Origin of the sequence: Pseudomonas sp. MWU318, from assembly GCF_016756945.1 — a bacterium.
Taxonomy (GTDB): Bacteria; Pseudomonadota; Gammaproteobacteria; order Pseudomonadales; family Pseudomonadaceae; genus Aquipseudomonas; species Aquipseudomonas putida_A.
This window is the reverse complement of sequence record NZ_JAESJL010000006.1, coordinates 156,923-177,466: the sequence shown is the minus strand read 5'-3', so window position 1 is coordinate 177,466 and position 20,544 is coordinate 156,923. Positions and strand designations below refer to the sequence as shown.

At 60.9% G+C, this 20,544-nt stretch carries 18 protein-coding genes; 2 read left to right on the top strand and 16 right to left on the bottom strand.

What is annotated here, in order from left to right:
- Window positions 1-102 precede the first annotated feature (102 nt).
- The 3 genes from cysC to msbA all read right to left on the bottom strand — a co-directional run bounded on the left by cysC (window position 103) and on the right by msbA (window position 3,385).
- On the bottom strand, window positions 103-714 hold the full coding sequence (cysC, locus tag JN524_RS16045; protein WP_202369963.1) for an adenylyl-sulfate kinase: 612 nt from the start codon (window positions 712-714) through the stop codon (window positions 103-105).
- Window positions 707-1,411, bottom strand: a complete 705-nt coding sequence (locus JN524_RS16040; RefSeq protein WP_202369962.1) for a sulfotransferase family 2 domain-containing protein — start codon at window positions 1,409-1,411, stop codon at window positions 707-709. Before JN524_RS16040 ends, cysC begins: the two co-directional genes overlap by 8 nt.
- A 171-nt stretch (window positions 1,412-1,582) precedes the next feature.
- Window positions 1,583-3,385 (bottom strand): lipid A export permease/ATP-binding protein MsbA, encoded by a 1,803-nt coding sequence (gene msbA / locus JN524_RS16035; protein ID WP_202369961.1) that lies wholly within the window; start codon window positions 3,383-3,385, stop codon window positions 1,583-1,585.
- 154 nt (window positions 3,386-3,539) lie between these two features.
- Between msbA and JN524_RS16030 the strand changes: the two genes are divergently transcribed.
- Window positions 3,540-5,402 (top strand): bifunctional O-antigen ligase/aminoglycoside phosphotransferase family protein, encoded by a 1,863-nt coding sequence (locus tag JN524_RS16030; protein WP_202369960.1) that lies wholly within the window; start codon window positions 3,540-3,542, stop codon window positions 5,400-5,402.
- Window positions 5,402-6,619, top strand: a complete 1,218-nt coding sequence (locus JN524_RS16025) for an acyltransferase family protein (RefSeq protein ID WP_202369959.1) — start codon at window positions 5,402-5,404, stop codon at window positions 6,617-6,619. The genes JN524_RS16030 and JN524_RS16025 overlap by 1 nt, the downstream gene beginning before the upstream one ends.
- A gap of 18 nt (window positions 6,620-6,637) precedes the next feature.
- Here the strand turns inward: JN524_RS16025 and JN524_RS16020 are convergent, their stop codons facing one another.
- The 13 genes from JN524_RS16020 to waaC form a co-directional block, all read right to left on the bottom strand.
- Window positions 6,638-7,522: a glycosyltransferase gene (locus tag JN524_RS16020; protein WP_202370086.1), complete on the bottom strand. Its 885-nt coding sequence runs from the start codon at window positions 7,520-7,522 to the stop codon at window positions 6,638-6,640.
- A gap of 14 nt (window positions 7,523-7,536) precedes the next feature.
- Window positions 7,537-8,691 carry a glycosyltransferase family 4 protein gene (locus tag JN524_RS16015; RefSeq protein WP_202369958.1) on the bottom strand — a complete coding sequence of 385 codons (1,155 nt, stop codon included), beginning with the start codon at window positions 8,689-8,691 and terminating at the stop codon, window positions 7,537-7,539.
- Window positions 8,688-10,124, bottom strand: a complete 1,437-nt coding sequence (locus tag JN524_RS16010) for a PIG-L deacetylase family protein (protein WP_202369957.1) — start codon at window positions 10,122-10,124, stop codon at window positions 8,688-8,690. Before JN524_RS16010 ends, JN524_RS16015 begins: the two co-directional genes overlap by 4 nt.
- Before the next feature lie 8 nt (window positions 10,125-10,132).
- Window positions 10,133-11,029: an antimicrobial resistance protein Mig-14 gene (locus JN524_RS16005; RefSeq protein WP_202369956.1), complete on the bottom strand. Its 897-nt coding sequence runs from the start codon at window positions 11,027-11,029 to the stop codon at window positions 10,133-10,135.
- The gene (locus JN524_RS16000) at window positions 11,029-12,159 is read right to left on the bottom strand and encodes a glycosyltransferase (RefSeq protein WP_202369955.1); all 1,131 of its coding nucleotides are present in this window, start codon (window positions 12,157-12,159) and stop codon (window positions 11,029-11,031) included. Before JN524_RS16000 ends, JN524_RS16005 begins: the two co-directional genes overlap by 1 nt.
- Window positions 12,143-13,900: a carbamoyltransferase family protein gene (locus JN524_RS15995; protein ID WP_007967355.1), complete on the bottom strand. Its 1,758-nt coding sequence runs from the start codon at window positions 13,898-13,900 to the stop codon at window positions 12,143-12,145. The genes JN524_RS16000 and JN524_RS15995 overlap by 17 nt, the downstream gene beginning before the upstream one ends.
- Window positions 13,901-14,071: 171 nt before the next feature.
- Window positions 14,072-14,407 (bottom strand): YceK/YidQ family lipoprotein, encoded by a 336-nt coding sequence (locus tag JN524_RS15990; RefSeq protein WP_202369954.1) that lies wholly within the window; start codon window positions 14,405-14,407, stop codon window positions 14,072-14,074.
- Window positions 14,408-14,620: 213 nt separating this feature from the next.
- A complete protein-coding gene (locus tag JN524_RS15985) occupies window positions 14,621-16,072 on the bottom strand; it encodes a lipopolysaccharide kinase InaA family protein (protein WP_202369953.1) in 1,452 nt (483 codons plus the stop codon).
- On the bottom strand, window positions 16,072-16,824 hold the full coding sequence (locus tag JN524_RS15980; RefSeq protein ID WP_027611369.1) for a lipopolysaccharide kinase InaA family protein: 753 nt from the start codon (window positions 16,822-16,824) through the stop codon (window positions 16,072-16,074). Before JN524_RS15980 ends, JN524_RS15985 begins: the two co-directional genes overlap by 1 nt.
- Window positions 16,821-17,555: a lipopolysaccharide kinase InaA family protein gene (locus tag JN524_RS15975; RefSeq protein ID WP_041065844.1), complete on the bottom strand. Its 735-nt coding sequence runs from the start codon at window positions 17,553-17,555 to the stop codon at window positions 16,821-16,823. The genes JN524_RS15980 and JN524_RS15975 overlap by 4 nt, the downstream gene beginning before the upstream one ends.
- Complete coding sequence (rfaP, locus tag JN524_RS15970) at window positions 17,555-18,361, bottom strand: lipopolysaccharide core heptose(I) kinase RfaP (protein WP_202369952.1); 807 nt, start codon at window positions 18,359-18,361, stop codon at window positions 17,555-17,557. Before rfaP ends, JN524_RS15975 begins: the two co-directional genes overlap by 1 nt.
- Complete coding sequence (locus tag JN524_RS15965) at window positions 18,362-19,483, bottom strand: glycosyltransferase family 4 protein (protein ID WP_202369951.1); 1,122 nt, start codon at window positions 19,481-19,483, stop codon at window positions 18,362-18,364.
- Window positions 19,483-20,544, bottom strand: a complete 1,062-nt coding sequence (waaC, locus tag JN524_RS15960) for a lipopolysaccharide heptosyltransferase I (RefSeq protein ID WP_202369950.1) — start codon at window positions 20,542-20,544, stop codon at window positions 19,483-19,485. Before waaC ends, JN524_RS15965 begins: the two co-directional genes overlap by 1 nt.

Genomic DNA, 20,544 nt, shown 5'->3' with positions numbered 1-20,544 from the left:
GGAGCAACCCACATACAAAATGAACAGGGGCGCGATATTAACACAGGGTTGGCGCAGGCTTGAGTGCAGCCTGCAACAGGATGAAACAGTCAGTTATTTTGCTCATTTTTTGAGCACCAGTGCCGCCAGTTGTCCACAGGCTTCGGACAATTCCAGCGCCTCGGTGTCGATTTGCCACTCGGCTGCCAATGGCGCTTCGTAAGGGCTGTCCACGCCCGTAAAGTGCTTGATCCGACCTTCCCGTACGGCCTGATACAAACCTTTCGGATCGCGCCGGGCGCAGACTTCCAGCGAAGTGCTGACGTGCACTTCAATGAACTCATCCTGCGCAAACAGCCTGCGCGCAGCGTCGCGCTCGGCGCGGAACGGCGAAATGGCCGCAACGATCACAATCAGCCCGGCGTCGACCATCAACCGCGCCACCTCGGCCATACGCCGGATGTTTTCCCGGCGGCAGAGGTCGCTCATGCCCAGGTCGCGGCACAGGCCATTGCGCACATTGTCGCCATCGAGCAAAAAGGTGTGCAGACCCGACGCATGCAGGTGCAGTTCTAGGGCATTGGCCAGGGTTGACTTGCCTGCGCCGGAAAACCCGGTCAACCACAGGCAGCGTGGGTGTTGTGCCTTGAGCGCTGCACGGGCCTGATGTGGCAGCGCCAGACCGTAAGGCCGAATGGCCGGGGTTTGCATCGGTATTGACAGGAACTCATTCATAACCGAGCAACTCGTAATCCCGCTGATAAACCCGACGCACCAGACGCCGGGTGCGCACCGAACAGAACTCGCGCGCCGGCATTGATTGCCGCTCCCGCGAGCCGTTGACGTGAGGCAACTCGCCAGTCAGCCCCAACTGTTCACAGATCAGACGAAAATCCCGCGTCAGGTGTTCCTGATAACCGATGAAGTCCAGCGCCAGATGCCCTAGCGAATCGGTAAGAAAGTCGGTCTGCGCGGCAAAGTGCAATTGCCGGCCAATCGTTTCCGGATGCAGCCAGCGCGCGACAAAATCGTCGAAATCCCGGTACTGCCGCACCAACTGCTGCGCCGGATGGTCACGCGCGCTCAACTCGTTGCCACGCAAGAAGGCGTAGGCCGAATAGGCGCGTTCCAGCGGATCGCGGACAAAGGCGAACTTGAAGGCGTTGGCGAACTGCTCAGGAAACTGCTCTTCGTACCAGTACAGCGGCAAGTGCCCGGGTCGCCAGCCGTTGAACAGCGCCGTGCAAACACTGCTGCCAGCGCATTTCGGGACATGGATGAACAGGCAGGAACGCTGCTGGAAGGCATGGGGAAATGTCAGATTGGCCGACATCGACTTGTTCACCACCTGCCGATCGACCACCGACAGGCGCCCAAGCAGAAAGGCCCGCTGTGGCTTGGGCAGCAGTTTCCAGAGATAACGTTGCAGCATGAAAGCACCCGCGCGACGGGGATGCCCCCCTCGATGAAAGTCAGAGTTCGTTGATGAACCTTAACAAGCGCGGTGCCCGGATTTATTCCGGTTTGGTCAAGAAGGGTAAAGGTCTGGATACAAACGACTGTGGGGGCGAGCAGGCTCGCTCCCACAGGGCAGGGCCTGGAATCAGGCGATATCTTCGGCCGGGGCATCGAGGCCCATGGCGTTGAGGCGCGCGTAGTAACCATTTTGCGCCAGCAACTGGTCGTGGGTGCCGCGCTCGACAATCCGCCCCTGATCCATGACCAGAATCAGGTCGGCCTTCTCGATGGTCGACAGACGGTGAGCGATCACCAGCGTGGTACGCCCCTTCATCACCTGATCCAGTGCCGCCTGAATGTGCCGTTCGGACTCGGTGTCGAGTGCCGAGGTGGCCTCGTCGAGAATCAGCAGCGGCGCGTTCTTCAGCAACGCACGGGCAATCGCCAGACGCTGGCGCTGGCCACCGGAAAGCAAGACACCGTTCTCGCCGACCTGAGTGTCCAGGCCTTGCGGCAGTTGGGATATGAAGTCCATCGCGTAGGCATCACGCGCCGCTTTCTCGATGTCTTCGCGCGGTGCACCGGCCAGATCGCCGTAAGCGATGTTGTTGGCAACGGTATCGCTGAACAGAGTGACGTGCTGGGTTACCTGGGCGATATGACGACGCAGGTTGAGCAGCTTGTACTGCTCGACTTCCACGTCGTCGATGAGAATTTCGCCCTTGTTGTGGTGATAGAAACGCGGAATCAGGTTGGCCAGCGTCGACTTGCCGCTGCCCGAACGCCCTACCAGTGCGACCATCTGCCCCGGCTGGACCGAGAAGCTGATGTCGTCCAGCACCTGACGCTCGGTGCCTGGGTAGGTGAAACTGAGGTTGCGCACGTCCAGACGACCGCTCACGGCATCGCGCTCGATGGTGCCGGTATCGACTTCCGGTTCGACATCCAGTTGCTCGAAGATGCTCTCGGCACCGGCCACGCCTTTCTGGATGGTCGAGCTGACTTCGGACAATTGACGGATCGGCTTGGGTAGCAGGCCAGCCAGTGTGATGTAAGCGACCATGTCACCGGCCGAGGCGTCACCCCGCAGGAACAGCACGAGGAACATCAGCACCGCCATGGCGGTGTAGATCACCAGTTGCAGCATCGGCGTGTAGATCGCCCCGGTACGGGTCATGCGCAGTTGCTTGTCGGTGTTGCTCTGGCTGGCGTTGAGGAAGCGTTGCTCTTCGTAAGCCTCGCCGCCGAAGCTGCGAACCACGCGATAACCCTGAATGGTTTCCGAGGCCACATGCGTGACATCGCCCATCGCCAGCTGGATCTTCTTGCTCTGCTTGCGGAATTTCTTGCTGGCGGTGCGCACCATTACGGCGATCAGCGGCAGGATCGCCACCATCACCAGGGTCAGCTTCCAGTTCATGAACAGCAGCGAGGCAAACAGGAAGATCACCGTCATGCCTTCACGGATTACGACCTTGATCGCATCTGTTGCCGCCCCCGTGACCATGGTCACGTTGAAGGTGATACGCGAAATCAGATGACCGGAGTTATGCTTGTCGAAATAGCGGTTAGGCAGCACCAACAGGTTGTTGAACAACTGCACGCGCAAGTCATGCACCAGCCCAAGGGAAACCTTGGCCAGGAAATAGTTACCCAGATAGGAACCCAACCCCTGCCACGCGGCGATCAGGATGATCAACAGCGGTACGGCCTGCAGCAGCTGCAGGTCTCGCAGGTACGGCACGGAGGGAAACAGCACCGCTTCAGGGTTGGACAGGCCATCGACAAAGTACTTGAGGATGTAGCCGAGCATTGGCTGAGTCGAGGCGAAAATCAGAAAGCCGACGATGCTGATCAGGAACAGACTGATGTACGGCCGGACATAGCCGAGCAGGCGGAAGTAGATTTTCAAGCTCGATGGGCTTGCGGCGGGACTGGAATCGGTCATATCACGCGAAAGTCGATAAAAAGGACGCTGACTTTAGCACAGCTTCTTCAGGGTTCTGGCAATCGGCGAAAGGCTGTTATTGTTAGGCATCTTTTTCCGCATCAAATAGCCATCACTCGAATGGTCGATCAACCTCAGGAATGAATCTCACAGCATGCAACTTCGCGGCTTCAGCAGTACGTCCAATCGAATTTTCGATTTCATTAGCCTGTGGATACTACCCACCGGCTATTTTTTGCTCCTGTGCGCGCTGTTCTTTTTGCCCGGTCGAAGCCTGCATCACAAGTTGTTCTACGGGCTGTTCAGCATTCCGACACTGATCGCACTGTGCCTGCGCCCGCGCGAGCTCAAGGAGCTGCTGCGCGAGCCGGTTTTCATCGCGGTTCTGCTGTTCGCCGCCTGGGCATTGCTCAGCCTCGCCTGGGGGCCAGGCGGTGAGCCGCTCGGCGGAATGTTCAAGCCGCCACTGCATACCTTGCTGCTGTTTGCCGGCTGCTACCTGCTGGTGCGCTACCGCAGCGACATCCTGCAACCCTTGCTGTTCGGCGCCGCGTTGGTCGCTCTGATTGCTACCAGCGTTTTCCTGTTCATGTTCGCGCGGGTTTATGAGCCGGGTATGCGCCTGATCGGTGGTGGCGCCTTCGACAATCCGCTGCTCAGCTCGCACCTGTTCGGGTTCTTCAGTGCCTACTGGCTGAGCGTGACCATGACCTGCAAACGTCGCCAGATGATGTGGCTCAGTGTGCCGGCGATGGCAATCATGTTCATGGCCGTGATCGGTACCGGTTCGCGGACACCGCTGGTGGCTCTGACCATGGCTGCGCTCTGGCTGTGCTTCATCTGCTGGAACAGGCGCTCGGTGGGGTTACTGGTCGCACTGGTCCTGAGTGGCATAGCAGTCATTACGCAGTTTTCGCAGATGATCACCGAACGTGGCGACTCCTATCGCCTGGAAATCTGGCAGAAGGTACTGCACATGATTGCCGATCATCCATGGATCGGTCATGGCTATAGCGCCAGCCTTGCCGTGGACCCCGGTAACGGTGTCAGTTTTCAGGAGCCGCACAGTTTTGCCCTGGGGGTTCTGTATTACGTCGGCATCATCGGCTTGCTGCCCTGGTTGTTCTTCCTGCTGTGGGGCCTGCTGAGCAGCAGGCGCCAGCGTGTGCAGCCATTGCTGATCATTGCCTCGACCTGGCTGGTATTCGGTATCGGTGCCGGGCTGACCGAAGGCGGTGGAATCATTTCGCGGCCCAAGGAACACTGGTTCCTGTTGTGGATTCCGCTGGCACTGATCGCGGCACTGAGCATCAATCAACGCGCGCGGCGCCTGTTGACCCAGCCGGTGCAAAAGCTTGCGACCGCTGATCTGGAGCATATGAGCAGCACGGCCCAGATCATTGAAGAAGATGGCCTCGGCCCGAAAGTCTTGCGCCTGACCGACGGCAGCTTCCTCAAGCTGTTCCGCCGTCGCCGCTGGTACACCTCCGGCAGTTTCAATCCCTACTCCGAACGTTTCGCGGTCAACAGCGAACAGCTGCGTCAGATGGGCATCCCGACCCCGCAAATATTGAATCTTTACCGTCTCGACGATGGCAGCAGTGCCGTGCATTACGCACCGCTACCGGGGCACACGCTGCGTCAGGTACTGCAGAGCATTACTGCCCCGGCAGTGCGCCAGGCTCTGGTGGAGCGTTTCGGCAAATTCATGGCGCAATTGCACGAAAAAGGCGTGTATTTCCGCTCGCTGCATCTGGGTAACGTACTGGTGCTGGAAGATGGCGAATTCGGCTTGATCGATCTGGCCGACCTGCGTATCTACCCTACTCCGCTCAGTCTTTCCCTGCGCCAACGCAATTTGCGTCATATGCAACGTTACACTGTCGACAAACGCTGGCTGTTCGAGGATCACCTCGATGCGTTGCTTCAGGGATACGCCGTGACGGCGTCCAAATCCGCGGTTGAAAATCTGCACAGGCAAGTGCTGGCCGGCAACACCCCGGCCCGGGTTCAATGATGACCGAAACCAATCCTCTATTTGCACTGGCCGCCTATCTGCTGGCCATCATTACTTCCGCCCTGCTGTTGCGCGCGGTGCCGAAAATCGCCCGGCACCTGCAGCATTCCGGCGAAAGCCGTTACGCCAGTATCGACGGCCTGCGCGGCTATCTGGCGTTTGGCGTATTCGTGCACCACTCGATCATCACCTGGATTTTCCTGCGCACCGGGGTCATCGATTTCCCCCCGAGCAACTTCTATTCGATGCTCGGTCAGGGCAGCGTCGCGCTGTTCTTCATGATCACCGGTTTTCTGTTCTGGAGCCGCCTGCTCGCGCAGGGACGCAACCATGACTGGCTGGCCTTCGGCGTGTCACGGGTATTTCGCCTGTATCCGCTTTATCTGCCACTGATGCTGCTGGTGTTCGTCTCGATCTTCCACTTGCAGGGCTGGCAAATGAAGGAGCCTGGCCTGGAGCTGTTCAAACAGATCCTCGCCTGGCTGACGTTCGACCGCCCGGACATCAACCAGTACCGCCACTCCGGCATGCTGATATCCAACGTCACCTGGACGCTGGCCTATGAGGTGTTTTTCTACCTGGCGCTGCCATTGGCCGGGCTGGTGTTCATCTACCGCGGCAGCTGGCTGCAGGTGGTGCTGTGCCTGATTGGCATCTACACGCTGTACCAGGTCATCGGCTGGGAACATTCGCTGAAGAAACACTTTCTGGCGAGCTTCCTCGGTGGCATCGCCGCCGCCTACTGGATTCGCCGGCCGGCGCTCGTGGCGTGGAGCCAGTCGCGTCTGGCGAGCATCATCGCCGTGCTTGCGCTGGTGATCGCGTTCACCGCGTTCAGTCGGGCGTTCAAGACTGCACCGCTGTTTCTGCTGGGGTTGTTTTTCGTGATCGTGGCGTCCGGCAATAATCTGTTCGGCGCGCTGAAACCACGCAGCATTCGCTGGCTCGGCGAAATCAGCTACAGCACCTATCTGCTGCACGGGTTCGTTCTATGGCTGATGGTGCAACGGCTGCCGCTGCTGCTGAATATCGATGCGCGGGAAACGGCGGTGTACCTGCCCCTGGTGGCCGTCTGCACCTGCTTGCTGATTCTGATCAGCAGCGCGACGTTCCTCTATATCGAGCAGCCGGGCATGGCTGCCGGCAAGAAGGTTGTGCATTGGCTGCGCCAGCGTCAGAAGGGCGAAAAGCGCCTGCCGGAGAAGGTCGCTCGCTAAGCGCGAGCGACTGTCGGCTCAGTCCTTTTCCAGCGGGGAAAAGAGTAAACGCCCCAGTCCGCGCCAGGTCTTCTTGTTCCAGGCCTTGAACGGGATCTGCGCCAGCAGCTCGCGTGCCAGCTTGCGATTACGGTTGGCGGTCTTGAGGAACATCGAGTTCAGCGCCTTGAAGCGCACTTCGTCGTACAGCGGATGATCGCTGAACAGCGCATAGGTGCGCAGGATGTTCTCGATCATGAAGCGATGATTCTTGTACGAGTTGGTGGCGTGTTTGCGGTAACGCGCCATCACCACATTCAAACCGTCGATGAAGTAGCCAGCACGGGTCACCTTCAGTTCGATGTACAGGTCTTCAAGACGAATCGTCGGATCGAACCCTCCCACCTTCTCCAGCGCCTCGCGACGGATCATCAGCGTCGGCGCCGGCGGATACGGTTTGCGCTCAAGAAACATGTCGTCGAAATCGAGTCGGCGAAACGGCACGTCGCGGCGCTGACGTTTCTCTGGATAAAGGCTGCCGTCGGCGTGCATCAGCTCGATATTGCCGGCACAGATCCCGACTTCAGGCTTGCCGTCCATGTACGCCACCTGAGTGGCAATACGTTCGGGGTACATGATGTCGTCGGAGCCGAACGGCACAATCAGGCTGCCCTTCGAACGGGCGATAGCGCCGTTGAGGGTATTGGTCAGGCCCTGATTCTGCTGCACACGGAAATCGAAGCCGTACTGCGCCTGCAACGCGCTGATGCGCTCGACGCTGTCGTCCTTCGAACCGTCATCGACCACCAACAGCTCGATGTTCTTGTAGCTCTGGTTGAGGACACTGAGGATGCTTTCCTCAATGTACGGGCCGTGGTTGTACGAGGCGATGATCACGGTGACGAGGGCGCTGGCTTCGCTCATGGCCTGTTCTTCGCTCACGGCTGCTCCTTGCGGGCCTGCTCCAGGCCGGAATCGATCAGGTCCAGATATTCCTGACGGAACACCTCGATGTCGTGCTGTTCTTGCAGATAGCGGTAAGCCTGCTCGCCCTTGGCCTTGAGCTCGTCGTCCGACAGCGCGAGATAGTTATCCAGCGCGGCGACCAGACTCGGCACGTCCTTGGGCGTGATCGCCAGACCACCGGCTCCTTCGATCAGCGGCAACATCGCCGGCACGTTCGAAGCGATCACCGGCAGGTGTCCGCTCATGCCTTCGAGCAACGCCAGGCCCAGGCCTTCGGCCAGAGACGGCATGGTCCAGATGTCGAACGCACGCACGTATTGCAGAGCGTTTTCCTTGAAACCCAGCAGGTGCGCGCGACCGCTCAGGCCCAGTTGCTCGATCTCGGCAGCCAGCGGTGCCTGCAGGCGCCCGGCACCGATGATCGCCAACTGGGTGTTCGGGTATTTGTCTTTCAGCGCGGCAAAGGCTTGCAGCAGATAGGTGTGGCCCTTGACCGACACCAGCCGCCCCAGCGCGCCAATCAAGCGCACATTCGGGTCGAGGCCCAACAGCTCGCGAGCTCTTTCGCGGCTGTGCTGCAAGCCCTCGGCCTGAACGATGTCGATGGCATTGGTAATGGCGTAGGTGTTCTGGTCGGTGAAGCCGCAATCGCAATCGAGCAGGTATTGTTTGACCGCCGGCGACACGCCGACGAAGCGCCAGTGCCGATCGATCAGACGCTGGGTCTGACGACGCCGGTAAAAGCGATCGTATTCGCCGAAACCGTGGGAGATGCCAATGCACAGCGGCACCTTCAACCAGCGGTTGAGCGCCAGCATCATATTCACCGGTTTGAAGCGGTTGCAGATCACCACGTCGAACTTTTCCCGGCGGCAGAACTTGTACAACTGCCACATCGCCCGCAGGCGCATGCCCTTGAGCGACTTGTCGGAAAACTCGAAGTACACCGAATGGTCGGCCCGGCTTACCGGCTCGCCCGGCCCCGGTTTGCCGCGCAGGAAAGCTGCGGTGATCTCATAGCGATCGCTCGGCAGCGCCTTGACGATCTGCTCGGCGAGGTCGGCAAAGTCATGGGCTTTGACGTTGTAGTCGGGTTGCAGCTGCAACACCTTGAACCGTTGACTCATGACTCTCCCCGCTGGACGCCTGTCTCACCGTGCTTCAGTAGCCAGAACAACTCCTGGCGCCTGACCGCTTTTCGAAAAAATTCGTTTTCGCCGTACACCGACCCAGCCCGCCCGGCGAGCACACGCTGGATAACCCGGCGCAGGCGACGCTTGAAAGGAGCCGGCGGCTGCAGGTCATGCATCATGCCCAGCGCCATGGCCTTGTCCCGTTGCAGCTCGATGGACAGTGGCAGGCACAAAGGCTGCATCGGCACCGCCGAATCGAAGGCCGGCGGCAAGGCAATGCCCTGCCCGGTGTTGCCCATCGGCCAGCGGTCGTTGTCGTGCAAGTGGTTGGCGTAACCGAGCAGCGTCGGCTGCCAGTCGAGACCCTGGAGCGCCTGCAAAACCGCTTGCTGGGCGCAGATATGGTCAGGGTGCGGATCGAGGGTCGGATGCGGCAGCACGATCACGTCAGGACGGGCGCGCAGCAGCACCTCACGCAGGTCGGCCAGCAGGTTGTTCCAGGTCGGCGCGCCATCGGCATCGCCCGGCAGAGTGAACGGATTCAACTGACGAAACAGGCGCGTGTCGTTCAGGTCCGCTTCGCGCGAGCCCTCCACCTGATTCGGCGCGGCCTGCATCGCCGCCAGTTGCAGGCAGAAGTAGCCGAGCTGCACGCAGTGTTCCTGCGGGACCCCGGCCCAACGCGGCACGGCGAGGCTGTCCCAGGCACGCAGACGGCCCTTGAGCTGCGCGGCCTCGACCTTGTTCATGCCCATCTGTTGATAGTGTTCGGCTTCGATCTCACCCGCGGTCAGGGTGACGATCCAGGCTTCATCGGCCTGACTGTACAAGCCATAGGCAGCCAACTCGGCATCGTCGGCGTGCGGGGCGATCACCATCACCCGCTGACGGCGGTAGTCCGGTTGCTCCAGCGCCCACAGCAGCGGCTCACCGGTCACTCGGCAGAACCGCCCGCGCAGGCGCAACTGGCCTTGCGACAGAGCTTGCGCCTGACCGCTGAGGTTCAGGTAGCGCAGGCCATTGACGCCACGCTCGAAGGTTTGCACATCCGGATGCGTCCCGCCGAGCAGTTCGACGCGCGGATCAAAGAACCGTCCCAGCCAGGTGCTTTTAACCTTTACCGCGAGGATCAACGTCGCTTCGTCGACCAGCATCACGCCTTCATCCAGGCGCAGTTGCTCGCCGTTCAGATGGACCTTCGGCTGCGGCGTGAACGGCGGAAAGCTGTATTGATAATCGTCTTTCGGCGAATAGAACAGATGATCGGCAAACCAAGCCTCATGGGCGATCCAGCCAACCACCGCGAGCACCAGCGGCAACCACCACGCGACCAGCACACCGAGCGTGATCAACACGATCAGGGCGATCAGCAAGGTGATGCGTTTATTGCGCCGATGACGCTTGAGCAGTTGCTGTTTGCGGCTCATGGGCTGACTCATACGGTGAACACCGGCACAGGATTGCACCAGCGATCCTTGTATTCACGGTCGGCGCGACCGAAGGAAAATCGCAGCGGCTTGTCCAGTGCTCGCGCGTGTTCCCAGGCACTTTGCGTATTGAGGAAGCTCAACACGCTGCCGGGGCTGAATTCACGGGTCTCGGGATCGACGCCGCCGTTGATGTACTCGACGCTGATCCACTCCGGCGCTTCGACGCGGTACACCAGTTGAATGGCGATTGGCGCATCATTGAGGAAGATCACCGAGCCAATCAGCAGTTCGCGCAGCAGCTCGATGACTTCGGCCATGCGTGCCGCACCGGTGGCCGGAAAGCCCCAGCGGCGCTGGAACAGATCACAGTAGATCGTCGCCAGTTCTGCACTGGAAAACTCTGCGACCGGACGTACCACGCCGCCCGCCTCTTCCAGCAGGCGCAGTTCGCGGCGCTGGTTGTAGCGAAACTTCTTCGACAGCTCTTCAGGGGTGCGGGCCATGGCCAATTGTTCGGTCTGCAACTTGAGGCCGCTGAAGCGGTTTTCGTTGAGCGCCGACAGGTAACGCGCGCGATGGCGCAACGGCGCCTGGGCATCGGCGGCGGCCGGCAGGATCAGCTCGGCATTGCCGAGGTCGAACAGGCCTTTCTTGCCATTGCGCTTGAGCACGTCTTTGGACAATGCCAGATCGCGGCCCCAGGTCGGGATCGCCGCCTTGACTTCCCCGCCCTGCTCCCAGGCCAGATAACGCACCGGGATGCCGGCCAGATCCGCCAGACGTTCGACCACCATAGGATGCGTCGCGACACTGCCGCCAAAACGCTGCCAGGCGGTGGCATAGGTGGAGGCGTCAACGGGCGACCAGCCACGTTCGCGCCAGCCTTGAAATCGGTTGAGCATCAGCCCCTCGGTGCCAGATCGGTAACTTGCGGCAGACGCCAGAAGGTGTCGCGCACCGCACGGTCGGAGAAACGCTCACGCAGACGATCGAGCATCAGCTCGGCGCACTGCCGGCGCTGCTGATCATCCATACCGGCCAAATGTTGCAGGCCTCGTGCAAGGTGTTCGGCATCGCCCAGCGGGAACAGAATCCCTACACCTTCGACCACTTCCTTGGCCCCGCCACAGGCAGTGGCGAGCAACGGCACGCCAGCGGCCATGGCCTCCAGCAGCACCATGCCGAATGGTTCGTGATCGGAGCTCAGGGCAAACACATCGAAGGCGCGGAAGTAATTGCGCGCGTCCGGCACCTGACCGAGAAACAGCACCCGGTCACCGATGCCCAGTTCGCGCGCCAGCTCCTTGAGGTCCTGTTCCAGACGGCCCTTGCCGAGAATCACCAGTTGGCTGTTGCCCGGCAGACCGGGTAACGCCGCGGCAAAACCGTGCAGCAAGGTGGCCTGATCCTTGTCCGGGTGCAGCCGTCCGACGTTGCCGACAATGAACGCATCCGCCGCCAGACCGAGGGTCTCGCGGGCCTCGCGGGCCGACACCTGACTGGCCTGCAAGGCCGGCACATCGATGCGGTTGTACAAGGTCTGGATGCGGGTCGACGGCCATTTCGGCAGGCATCGCCGCATGTCGTCGCGTACCGCGTCGGACACACCGAGCAGGCTCAGACGCTTGCGGAAAATATGCGCGAACAGCTTGCGCGTGCCGCGTTTGTAATCGTCAAACGCGTGGTGCACGCCAATCACCGGCAGCGACGTGCCGAGCAAGGCGATGTAGATCGGCTTGAAGCGATGGGCGATGCAGAAACTGAAATTGCGTGAAGCGGCGATCTTGCGCAGATCGCCGATGGCGCCCAGCTTCAGGCCACGAATGGCCTTGGAGCTGTATTCCATGAACAACACTTCATCGGAAGCACACGCTGCGGCCACCTCGCTATCGGCGGCCCCGGTCAGAAAGACCGTGGTCACCCGATAACCGGTGCCCGCGAACAGGCTGGCATACTGCCGTGCGCAGTCGAGGAACGGCCCGTCATAGCCGTGACAGAACTGCAGCACATGGCGTTCAGCCGAGCGAGTCATAAGCGTTTGCACCCTCTTTGACCACCAGAATGTCTTCCATGATCAGGTACTGCAGATCGGAGCCGAAGAACATGTTCAGGGCGTCGGTCGGCGAGCAGATCATCGGTTCACCACGACGGTTCAGCGAAGTGTTCAGCGACACGCCGTTGCCGGTGAGGTTTTCCAGCGCCTTCATCATGTCGTAGTAGCGCGGGTTGTATTCGCGCTTGAGGACCTGGGCACGGGAAGTACCGTCTTCGTGGACGACTTCCGGCACGCGGGTCTTCCACTCTTCCGCCACTTCGAAGGTGAAGGTCATGAACGGCGCCGGGTGATCGATCTTGATCATCTGCGGTGCAACGGTATCGAGCATCGACGGGCAGAAAGGCCTCCAGCGCTCGCGGAACTTGATCTGGTGGTTGATGCGGTCAGCCACACCGGCCACGCTCGGGCAACCGATGATCGAACGACCACCCAGTGCTCGCGGACCGAACTCCATGCGGCCCTGGAACCAGGCCACCGGGTTGCCATCGACCATGATTTTGGCGATCTGCTCCGGCATGTTGTCGAGCTTGCGCCAGGTCGGCTTGTTCTCGTGACGGGCGCACGCGGCAATCACGTCTTCGTTGCTGTACGACGGGCCGAGGTAGACGTGTTCCATCTTCTCGACCGGCACGCCACGGGCGTGGGACACATAGGCCGCTGCGCCGACCGCGGTGCCAGCATCGCCGGACGCAGGCTGGACGAACAGTTCCTTGATGTCATCGCGGGCGATGATTTTCTGGTTCAGCTTGACGTTCAACGCGCAGCCACCGGCGAAGGCCAGCTTGCCGGTTTCCTTGAGCACGTCGCCCAGGTAGTAGTCGATCATCTGCAGCGCCAGTTTCTCGAACAGCGCTTGCATGCTGGCGGCGTAGTGGATGTACGGTTCGTCGGCGATATCACCTTCACGCTTCGGACCCAGCCATTCGATCAGCTTCGGCGAGAAGTAGAAGCCTTTGCCCTTCTCTTTGTAGCGACGCAGGCCGATCACGTTGGCGTAGTCGGTGTTGATCACCAGCTCGCCGTTCTCGAACGAGGCCAGACGCGAGAAATCGTATTTGCTGGCGTCGCCGTACGGCGCCATGCCCATGACCTTGAACTCGCCGTCGAGCATCTCGAAACCGAGGAACTCGGTAATCGCGCCGTACAGGCCGCCAAGGGAGTCCGGATCGAAGAATTCCTTGATCTTGTGGATCTTGCCGTTTTCGCCATAACCGAAGAAGGTCGTGGCGTACTCGCCCTTGCCGTCGATGCCGAGGATCGCGGTTTTCTCTTTGAAACCCGAGCAGTGGTAGGCGCTGGAGGCGTGAGCGAGGTGGTGCTCGACCGGCTCGATCTTGATCTTCTTCGGATCAAAACCCAGCTGCTCCAGGCACCAGACGATCTTGTTGCGATAGCGCTTGTAGCGACGGTTGCCCATCAGGATCGCATCGAGGGCGCGATCCGGTGCGTACCAGTAACGCTTGGCATAGTGCCAGCGGGCCTTGCCGAACAGGCTGATCGGGGCGAACGGAATCGCCACCACGTCAACGTCGGACGGCTTGATACCGGCCTGTTCCAGGCAGAACTTCGCCGATTCGTAGGGCATGCGGTTCTTTGCATGCTTATCGCGGACGAAGCGCTCTTCTTCAGCCGCCGCCACCAGCTTGCCGTCGATGTACAAGGCGGCTGAAGGGTCATGGCTAAGGGCGCCGGACAGGCCAAGAATCGTCAATGCCACAGGGTCTAGCCTCTTTAGTCTGCATTCAGGCGCGTTGCGCCTTGAAAATTGATGTGCCCTCGCACCGGGCGAGAGACAGCTAAAGGGCGGGATTATAGCGTAAACGTGGCGGGAATGACCCTGTGCGAATTGCCCCAGGTGAATCGGCCCGGTGAAACCTTGCTTTCACACTCAATAACCACCCGCGCGCCAATAGATACCGAGATTGCCGTCACTGGCTTGGCGGTAAATCGTATACGGCAACACCACCGTATCCAGCACCCCGGACAATGGCAGGTCCAGCAGCACAAATGGCAGCAGCACACCGGTAGGGTCAGGCGGGGCATTGAGTAAGCAGAAATCGAACGCCAACCCGCTGTAGATCCGTGGAATCGATTGGCAGTAGGTTTTCTGTTTGCGCATGTCGCGGGCGACGTCAGCGTCCATTTGCAACACCGAGGCGGCGGTGCCGCAGCCGGATAAAAGCCATGCGCAGGTACTGAGTGCTAAAGCGTTTTTGATGCTCAAGTCTTGCCCTCCGAAGTGGTCAGGGCAAGCTAGCATCGGGGCTGGAGCGGGCACAGTTCATGCCTTCTGGAGCAGCTGTAGGACAAATCAGTGCAGTTTGTCCGCTATTGCTCAACGGGAGTTTTTTGGGGCTTTAAAGCCCTGTTGCGAGCAGGCTCGCTCCTACAGGGAAATGCTTTCCCATGTGGGAGCCAGCCTGCTGGCGAAGGCGGTTCACGCCGCGCTGGAGATGTCCTTGGGCAACCGCTGATCGATCACCTGATACAGCGCGCTGTTCTCGGGCCAGTTGCGCATGAACCGTGCCCGATCCCGCGCATAGGCCGGTGCGAAACTTCCGACAGAGCCGTGCTGACACATCGAATCCAGATCGATCAGTGCCCAGCGATCTTCCTGCCAGAACAGGTTATGACCCTTGAAGTCGCCATGGCTGATGCGCTCGGCAATCAACCGTGCGAACAATTGATCCAGCGCCTGCAACTCGGACTCCGGCGCCGCACCGCTTTCCACATACGGCGCAAAGCGTTCAATGATGTCCGGCCCCGACAGGAACTCAGTCACCAGATAGGCGCGGCTGCGCAGCCACAAAAAGCGCTTTTCGAGCACTGCCAGTGGTTTCGGCGTGGCAATGCCGAGGAACGCCAGGCGATTGCCTTCGCGCCACGAATGCCACGCGCGACTCGGGCGCCAGAAGCGCTTGAGCCAGTGCGCAAAGCCTTTGATGTTGTAGCGCTTGATCACCAGCGTACGCCCGGCCACTTCGACCTTGCCGACGCTCGCCGCGCCGCCGGTCTTGTACAGATGGCCCTGATCGAGCAGCGCATCGGCCTGATCCAGCACCGGGAGCATCGCCGCTTCTTCCTCGCGACGGATGGCCCGCAAGGCGAACGCACCGCGCTGCACACTGAACAACGTGCACTCGCGGCCCACCTTGATCAGATAATCCTTCAGGCGCCAAGCGCGGACCTTGGCGATCTGCTTCTGCAAGGCTTCCAGCGGCAACGCGTGCTCGCTGTTGCTCAGCAGGTAATACACCAGCAATTCTTCGGTGAACGGCTCCAGTGACTTGGGCAACTGGGCGAAAAACACCCCGAGGTTTTCCAGCACTTTCTGCCGCGACAACGGCTGGCCAGCGGTCTCGGCGCAGATCCCGGCACCGTCGATCAGGTACAACTGACCGTCCTGGCGCAGCAGGTTGTCGAGGTGCAGATCTTCCTGCCACAGGCCTTTGCCATGCAGTTGGCCGATCGCGCCCAACGCCTCGGCGAGTACCGCCGATTGCTCGTCCGCCAGCACCGGCAGTGATTCGACTTTCTGCCAGGCATCACCGAGGCTTTCAGCACCTTCAAGGAACTCGAACAGCAGCCAGCCGCCTTCGCCATCCTTCAGGCCATCAGCCAACAACAGCGGCGTGGTCAGACCTTGTTCGGCGAGCAGTTTGACGCCCGCCAGCTCACGCTGAAAATGCCGCGCCGCCTTGCTGCCCACCAACAATTTGGCCAGCACCGGCCGGCCGCGCCAGACCCCGGCACCGACATAGCGCTGCCCCGGCAACACCCGCAGCAGACTGAGCAACTGCAGATCCGCAGGACCGGCCGCGTCGGCCAGGCTGATCGTCAGCGGCAGACTCGGCGTACGTCCGGCGTTTTTCAGTTCGGACAACTGCATCAACGGGTCTCCTTGCGACTGCGCCGTGCAGTCAGGCGCGTCACCCAGCTGTCGACCAGCGAACTGTCGACTGGCTGATCGAGATAGGCCGCGAGCAATTCGCGTAATTGCGCCTCGCTCCATTCCGGGGCGCGACGCAGCAGCGGCTCCAGATCCTTGACCCGGTCGCGCATGCCGAACAGCAGGGGCCGGGTCTTTTCCAGGTCGATCAACTGCGCCTTATACGCGTCGCCATCAGCCTGCAAAAAGATGTGTTTCGGATAAAAGCAGCCGTGTACCTGACGCACGCCGTGCAGCTGGCGCGCCAGTTGTCCACAGGCCTGGAGAATGGCCGATTGCTGCGCGGCGGTCAGGTCGGACCAGCGTTGCAACAGCGAATCAAGGTCGTCCCAGCCGTCGAGGGCACGGGTCAGCAGGATCGCCTGGACTTCGCCTTTGACCTTGCGCTCACCGAAGAACGCCGCTTGCAGCGCCGGGATCCCCAACTTGTTGTAGCGGCTGATATTGCGAAACTCGCGGGCGAAACTAGGCTCGCCGAACGGTGCATGCAGGGTGCGGGTCAGGTAGTTGCTCTGGCGCTTGAGGTAGTAGGCCTGCCCTTCCAGCTCCAGGCGAAACACGCTGCTCCAGCCACCGCCATCGGTGTTCGGTTCGTCCACGGCTTCGAGCTGTTTGGCCCAAAGCGCGTCGAAAGTGCCGAGGCCATGACGCTCAAGCAGCGCCCGGTCTTCAGCGGCCAGGAAATCAGTCATTCGCGTCCCTCGAAAAATCTCACCACGTGGCGAATCCGTTTCTTGTCGGCGGCATTCAGCCGATCACGTCCGCGGTATTGCAGGTAGAAGCGCAGGCGCTGGGTGTTCGACAGGTGATACTTGGCCACCTTGTCGAGACAGGCCAGATCCTTGGTGATCCGGTATTTGAGCCAGAAGCCGCGCCAGAAATCGCCGTTCGGGCAGTCGATCAGAAACAGCTGCGCCTGATCGTCGATCAGCAGGTTGCGCCATTTCAGATCGTTATGGGTAAAGCGGTGGTCGTGCATGGTTCTGGTGTAGCCGGCCAGTTGGCGGCTGATGCCATCGACCCACAGACGATCCTTGAGTTTCGGATCGTTGCGTTCGGCCAGCGCCGACAGGTCTTCGGTGCGCGGCAGCTCGCGGGTGATCATGGCGCCACGGGCATAGGCCGCGCCACGTCGCTCCAGACCCCAGGCCACCACTTCGGCGGTGGGAATACCCCACTTGGCGAAACGCTTGAGGTTCTGCCACTCCATCTTCACCCGGGGTTTGCCCAGGTAACGACGCAAGCCTTTACCGGCGCCGACGTAGCGTTTGACGTAGTAATTCACGCCGTTGCGTTGCACGCGGATGACTTCGGACAGCGGATCACGGGTCAGGCGCTCGCCCTGCAGGGCAAACACCGCTTCGAGGCTGCCGAAATCTTCGCTCAGTTCGCTGTATTGCGGTTCAAGCGTCCAACCCGCCATCAGAGCGCATCCCCGTAACGCTGTTTGCGCGCATAAAGCTTGTTGGCCTTGCCTTCGAGCCAACTCAGCAACGCCGCTTCTTCGGCGAGGATCTGGCGTAGCGGTTGCTGGAAGTAGCCTTTGAGGAAACGCAGCTTGTCGCGTCGGGTCAGGCCGATGTCCAGTGCCGAGAAATACAGCGCGGCCAGATCCTTGTTGCGCCAGCGTTGAGTGATCCGAGGACGGGTCTGGGCGCGGTGCAGGTCGATCACCGAGAGCTTGAAATCGTCCGGGATGATCGGCTTGTCGGTGTGCAACAGAAAGTGGCAGATGTAGCAGTCGCGGTGGTTGACCCCGGCGCGGTGCATCATGCCGGTCATGCGCGCGACTTCAGCGATCAGTGCGCGCTTGAGCGCAGGCGCAGGCGGCTGCTTGACCCAATCGATGCTGAAATCTTCCAGGCTGATGGTCGGCGCCAGCTCTTCGGTGACGATGAACGAATGCTGATCCGCCGGGTTGCTGCCCTTCTCGCCGTAAGCCACGGCGGTCATGGTCGGCACCCCGACTTCCTGCAAACGCTGGATTGCCTTCCACTCCTGACCCGCGCCGAGCACCGGCAGCTTGGCGGTCAGCAGGTTCTTGAAAATCTCGCCCCAGCCGATGCCCCGGTGGATCTTGACGAAAAATCCGTTGCCGTCGACTTCCGTGCGCAGAGTCCGTCGAGCTTCCAGCTCGCGGTAGACCTCGCCCTGCAAGCCTTCGACTTCGGCGAACGGGTCGCGCCCGGCCCAAAGGCTCTTGAACGGTTCAGCCAGCATCAACTTCATTTAAGCGTGCTCCGCCAGAATCACATCGGCCGCGTGCTGCGGCATGCTGTAGAGGTCGGCCGTCTCGGCGAAAGCCAGACCATTGCGGCTCCAGGCCGCGCGTGCAGCGTCGTCATTCAACATGTCAGTCAGGTATTGCGCCAGTTGCGCCTGATCGAACGGTTCGTCCAGCACTCGCCCGGCGTCCGCCTCGGCGATGTAATGGGCGTAACCGCAGACCGCGCTGACCAGCACCGGCAACCCGGCGACCAGCGCTTCGAGCAGCACCGTACCGGTGTTTTCGTTGTACGCCGGGTGGATCAACAGATCGGCGCCGAGCAGGAATCGCGGAATATCGCTGCGGCCCTTGAGGAACGTCACGTTGTCGCCCAGGCCCAAAGTCGCACTCTGCATCTGGAACAACTTGGGGTCATCCTGGCCGATTACAAACAGCCGGGTGCGCTTCTTCAGCTCGGCGGGCAATGCCGCCAGCGCCTTGAGACTGCGATCGACACCCTTGGTCTTGAACCCGGAGCCGATCTGCACCAGCAGCAGTTCGTCGTCCCTGAGGCTGAATTCGGCGCGGAAACCGGTGCGAATCTCGTCGGCATCCGCCGGCCGGCGACGGTCCTGGGCGATACCCGGCGGCAGCAGGTGGAAGCGCTCCAATGGCGTGTCGTAATGCTTGATGAACAGCGGCTGCTGCACTTCGGAAATCATCAGCACTTCGGTTTTCGCGTCTTTGGCGAACACCGCGCGCTCGTACTCGGCGAAGTGCCGGTAGCGGCCCCAGCGGCGGTACAGCGAATGGCGCAGGTTCTGCGCCTTGTCTTCGAAGCAGCCGTCGGCGGCGTAGTAGACGTCCAGACCCGGCATCTTGTTGAAGCCGATCAAGCGGTCCACCGGACGCTTGGCCAGATCCGCTTCCATCCACGCAGTGAGTTTCTCGTTGCGCCGATGATTGAAGAACGCCTTGACCGGCGCCACCAGCACTTCGAAACCGGGCGGCACGTCGCCTTCCCAGATCAGCGTATAGACACGGATCTGATGGCCGCGCTTCTGGCATTCGAGGGCGATGCGCATGAAGTCGCGCTGCAAGCCACCGAACGGGAAATATTTGTACAGAACAAAAGCCAATTGCATCAGCGCAGCTCCTCAGCCATTAACAACGTGCTCAGTCGGCTGGCGACACGCTCGGGATTCAGACGCGTGAAGCACAGGGGCTGCTCGCGTTTCAGGTCAAACTGACGGGCATCCTGCGCGGTCGGTTGGTAAGTGCATTTCTTTTGCAGGCAAGGGGCGCAGGGGAAATCACTGGCCATGTGAATCTGCACCTTGCCGTAGGCGCCGGTCAGGCCCGGGTTGGTCGGGCCGAACAGGGAAATCGTCGGCACATCCAGCGCGGCTGCGAGGTGACCGAGACCGGTGTCCACCGCGACGCAAGCCTGGGCGCCGGCCAGCACTTTGCCGACCCCGGCCAGATTCAGCTTCGGCAACACTTCGGCGTGCTTGAAACCGGCGGCAATCCGTTCGGCACGAGCCTTCTCCAGCGGGTTGCCCCACGGCAGTTTGACCCCGACGCCCAGATAGCCGACGCGTTCGGTCAGCTCTCGCCAGTAGGCTTCCGGCCAGTGCTTGGTGTCCCATGTGGTGCCGTGCAGGAACACCACGAACGCGCTCTTGCGCGGCAATTCCACCAGACGCTCGACGTTGAGGCCGTAGTCGCCCAACCCTTTGGGCAGGTCATAACCGAGGGCGATGGCGAACAGCTGACGCACCCGTTCGACCGCATGCTGCCCACGGGCCACCGCCAGTTTGCGGTCGTAGAAACGTGCAGCGATCGGCTCACGCGCCGAGCCTTTGTCGAGACCAGCTATCGGGGCTTTGACGTAGCGCGTCAGCCAGGCGCTTTTCAGCAGGCCCTGAGCGTCGATCACCAGATCGTATTGGCTGGCGCGCACGCTTTGCTTGAAGCGCTTCCACTCGCCGCTCTTGATGGTCTGCCAGAGGTTCTTGCGCCAGCGGCGGATCGCCACCGGAATCACCTTGCCGACGGCCGGGTGCCAGGTCGGGATCTCGGCGAAGCCTTCTTCCACCACCCAGTCGAACTTGATCCCGGGGATGGCCCGGGCCGCGTCGGTCAGTGCCGGCAACGCGTGAATCACGTCGCCCAGCGATGAAGTCTTGATCAGCAATACCCGCAA

What these genes read in the sequence shown, in the direction of transcription:
- cysC (WP_202369963.1), bottom strand. Translation starts at nt 714, where the DNA reads ATGAATGAGTTCCTGTCAATACCGATGCAAACCCCGGCCATTCGGCCT.
- JN524_RS16040 (WP_202369962.1), bottom strand. Translation starts at nt 1,411, where the DNA reads ATGCTGCAACGTTATCTCTGGAAACTGCTGCCCAAGCCACAGCGGGCC.
- msbA (WP_202369961.1), bottom strand. Translation starts at nt 3,385, where the DNA reads ATGACCGATTCCAGTCCCGCCGCAAGCCCATCGAGCTTGAAAATCTAC.
- JN524_RS16030 (WP_202369960.1), top strand. Translation starts at nt 3,540, where the DNA reads ATGCAACTTCGCGGCTTCAGCAGTACGTCCAATCGAATTTTCGATTTC.
- JN524_RS16025 (WP_202369959.1), top strand. Translation starts at nt 5,402, where the DNA reads ATGACCGAAACCAATCCTCTATTTGCACTGGCCGCCTATCTGCTGGCC.
- JN524_RS16020 (WP_202370086.1), bottom strand. Translation starts at nt 7,522, where the DNA reads ATGAGCGAAGCCAGCGCCCTCGTCACCGTGATCATCGCCTCGTACAAC.
- JN524_RS16015 (WP_202369958.1), bottom strand. Translation starts at nt 8,691, where the DNA reads ATGAGTCAACGGTTCAAGGTGTTGCAGCTGCAACCCGACTACAACGTC.
- JN524_RS16010 (WP_202369957.1), bottom strand. Translation starts at nt 10,124, where the DNA reads ATGAGCCGCAAACAGCAACTGCTCAAGCGTCATCGGCGCAATAAACGC.
- JN524_RS16005 (WP_202369956.1), bottom strand. Translation starts at nt 11,029, where the DNA reads ATGCTCAACCGATTTCAAGGCTGGCGCGAACGTGGCTGGTCGCCCGTT.
- JN524_RS16000 (WP_202369955.1), bottom strand. Translation starts at nt 12,159, where the DNA reads ATGACTCGCTCGGCTGAACGCCATGTGCTGCAGTTCTGTCACGGCTAT.
- JN524_RS15985 (WP_202369953.1), bottom strand. Translation starts at nt 16,072, where the DNA reads ATGCAGTTGTCCGAACTGAAAAACGCCGGACGTACGCCGAGTCTGCCG.
- JN524_RS15980 (WP_027611369.1), bottom strand. Translation starts at nt 16,824, where the DNA reads ATGACTGATTTCCTGGCCGCTGAAGACCGGGCGCTGCTTGAGCGTCAT.
- JN524_RS15975 (WP_041065844.1), bottom strand. Translation starts at nt 17,555, where the DNA reads ATGGCGGGTTGGACGCTTGAACCGCAATACAGCGAACTGAGCGAAGAT.
- rfaP (WP_202369952.1), bottom strand. Translation starts at nt 18,361, where the DNA reads ATGAAGTTGATGCTGGCTGAACCGTTCAAGAGCCTTTGGGCCGGGCGC.
- JN524_RS15965 (WP_202369951.1), bottom strand. Translation starts at nt 19,483, where the DNA reads ATGCAATTGGCTTTTGTTCTGTACAAATATTTCCCGTTCGGTGGCTTG.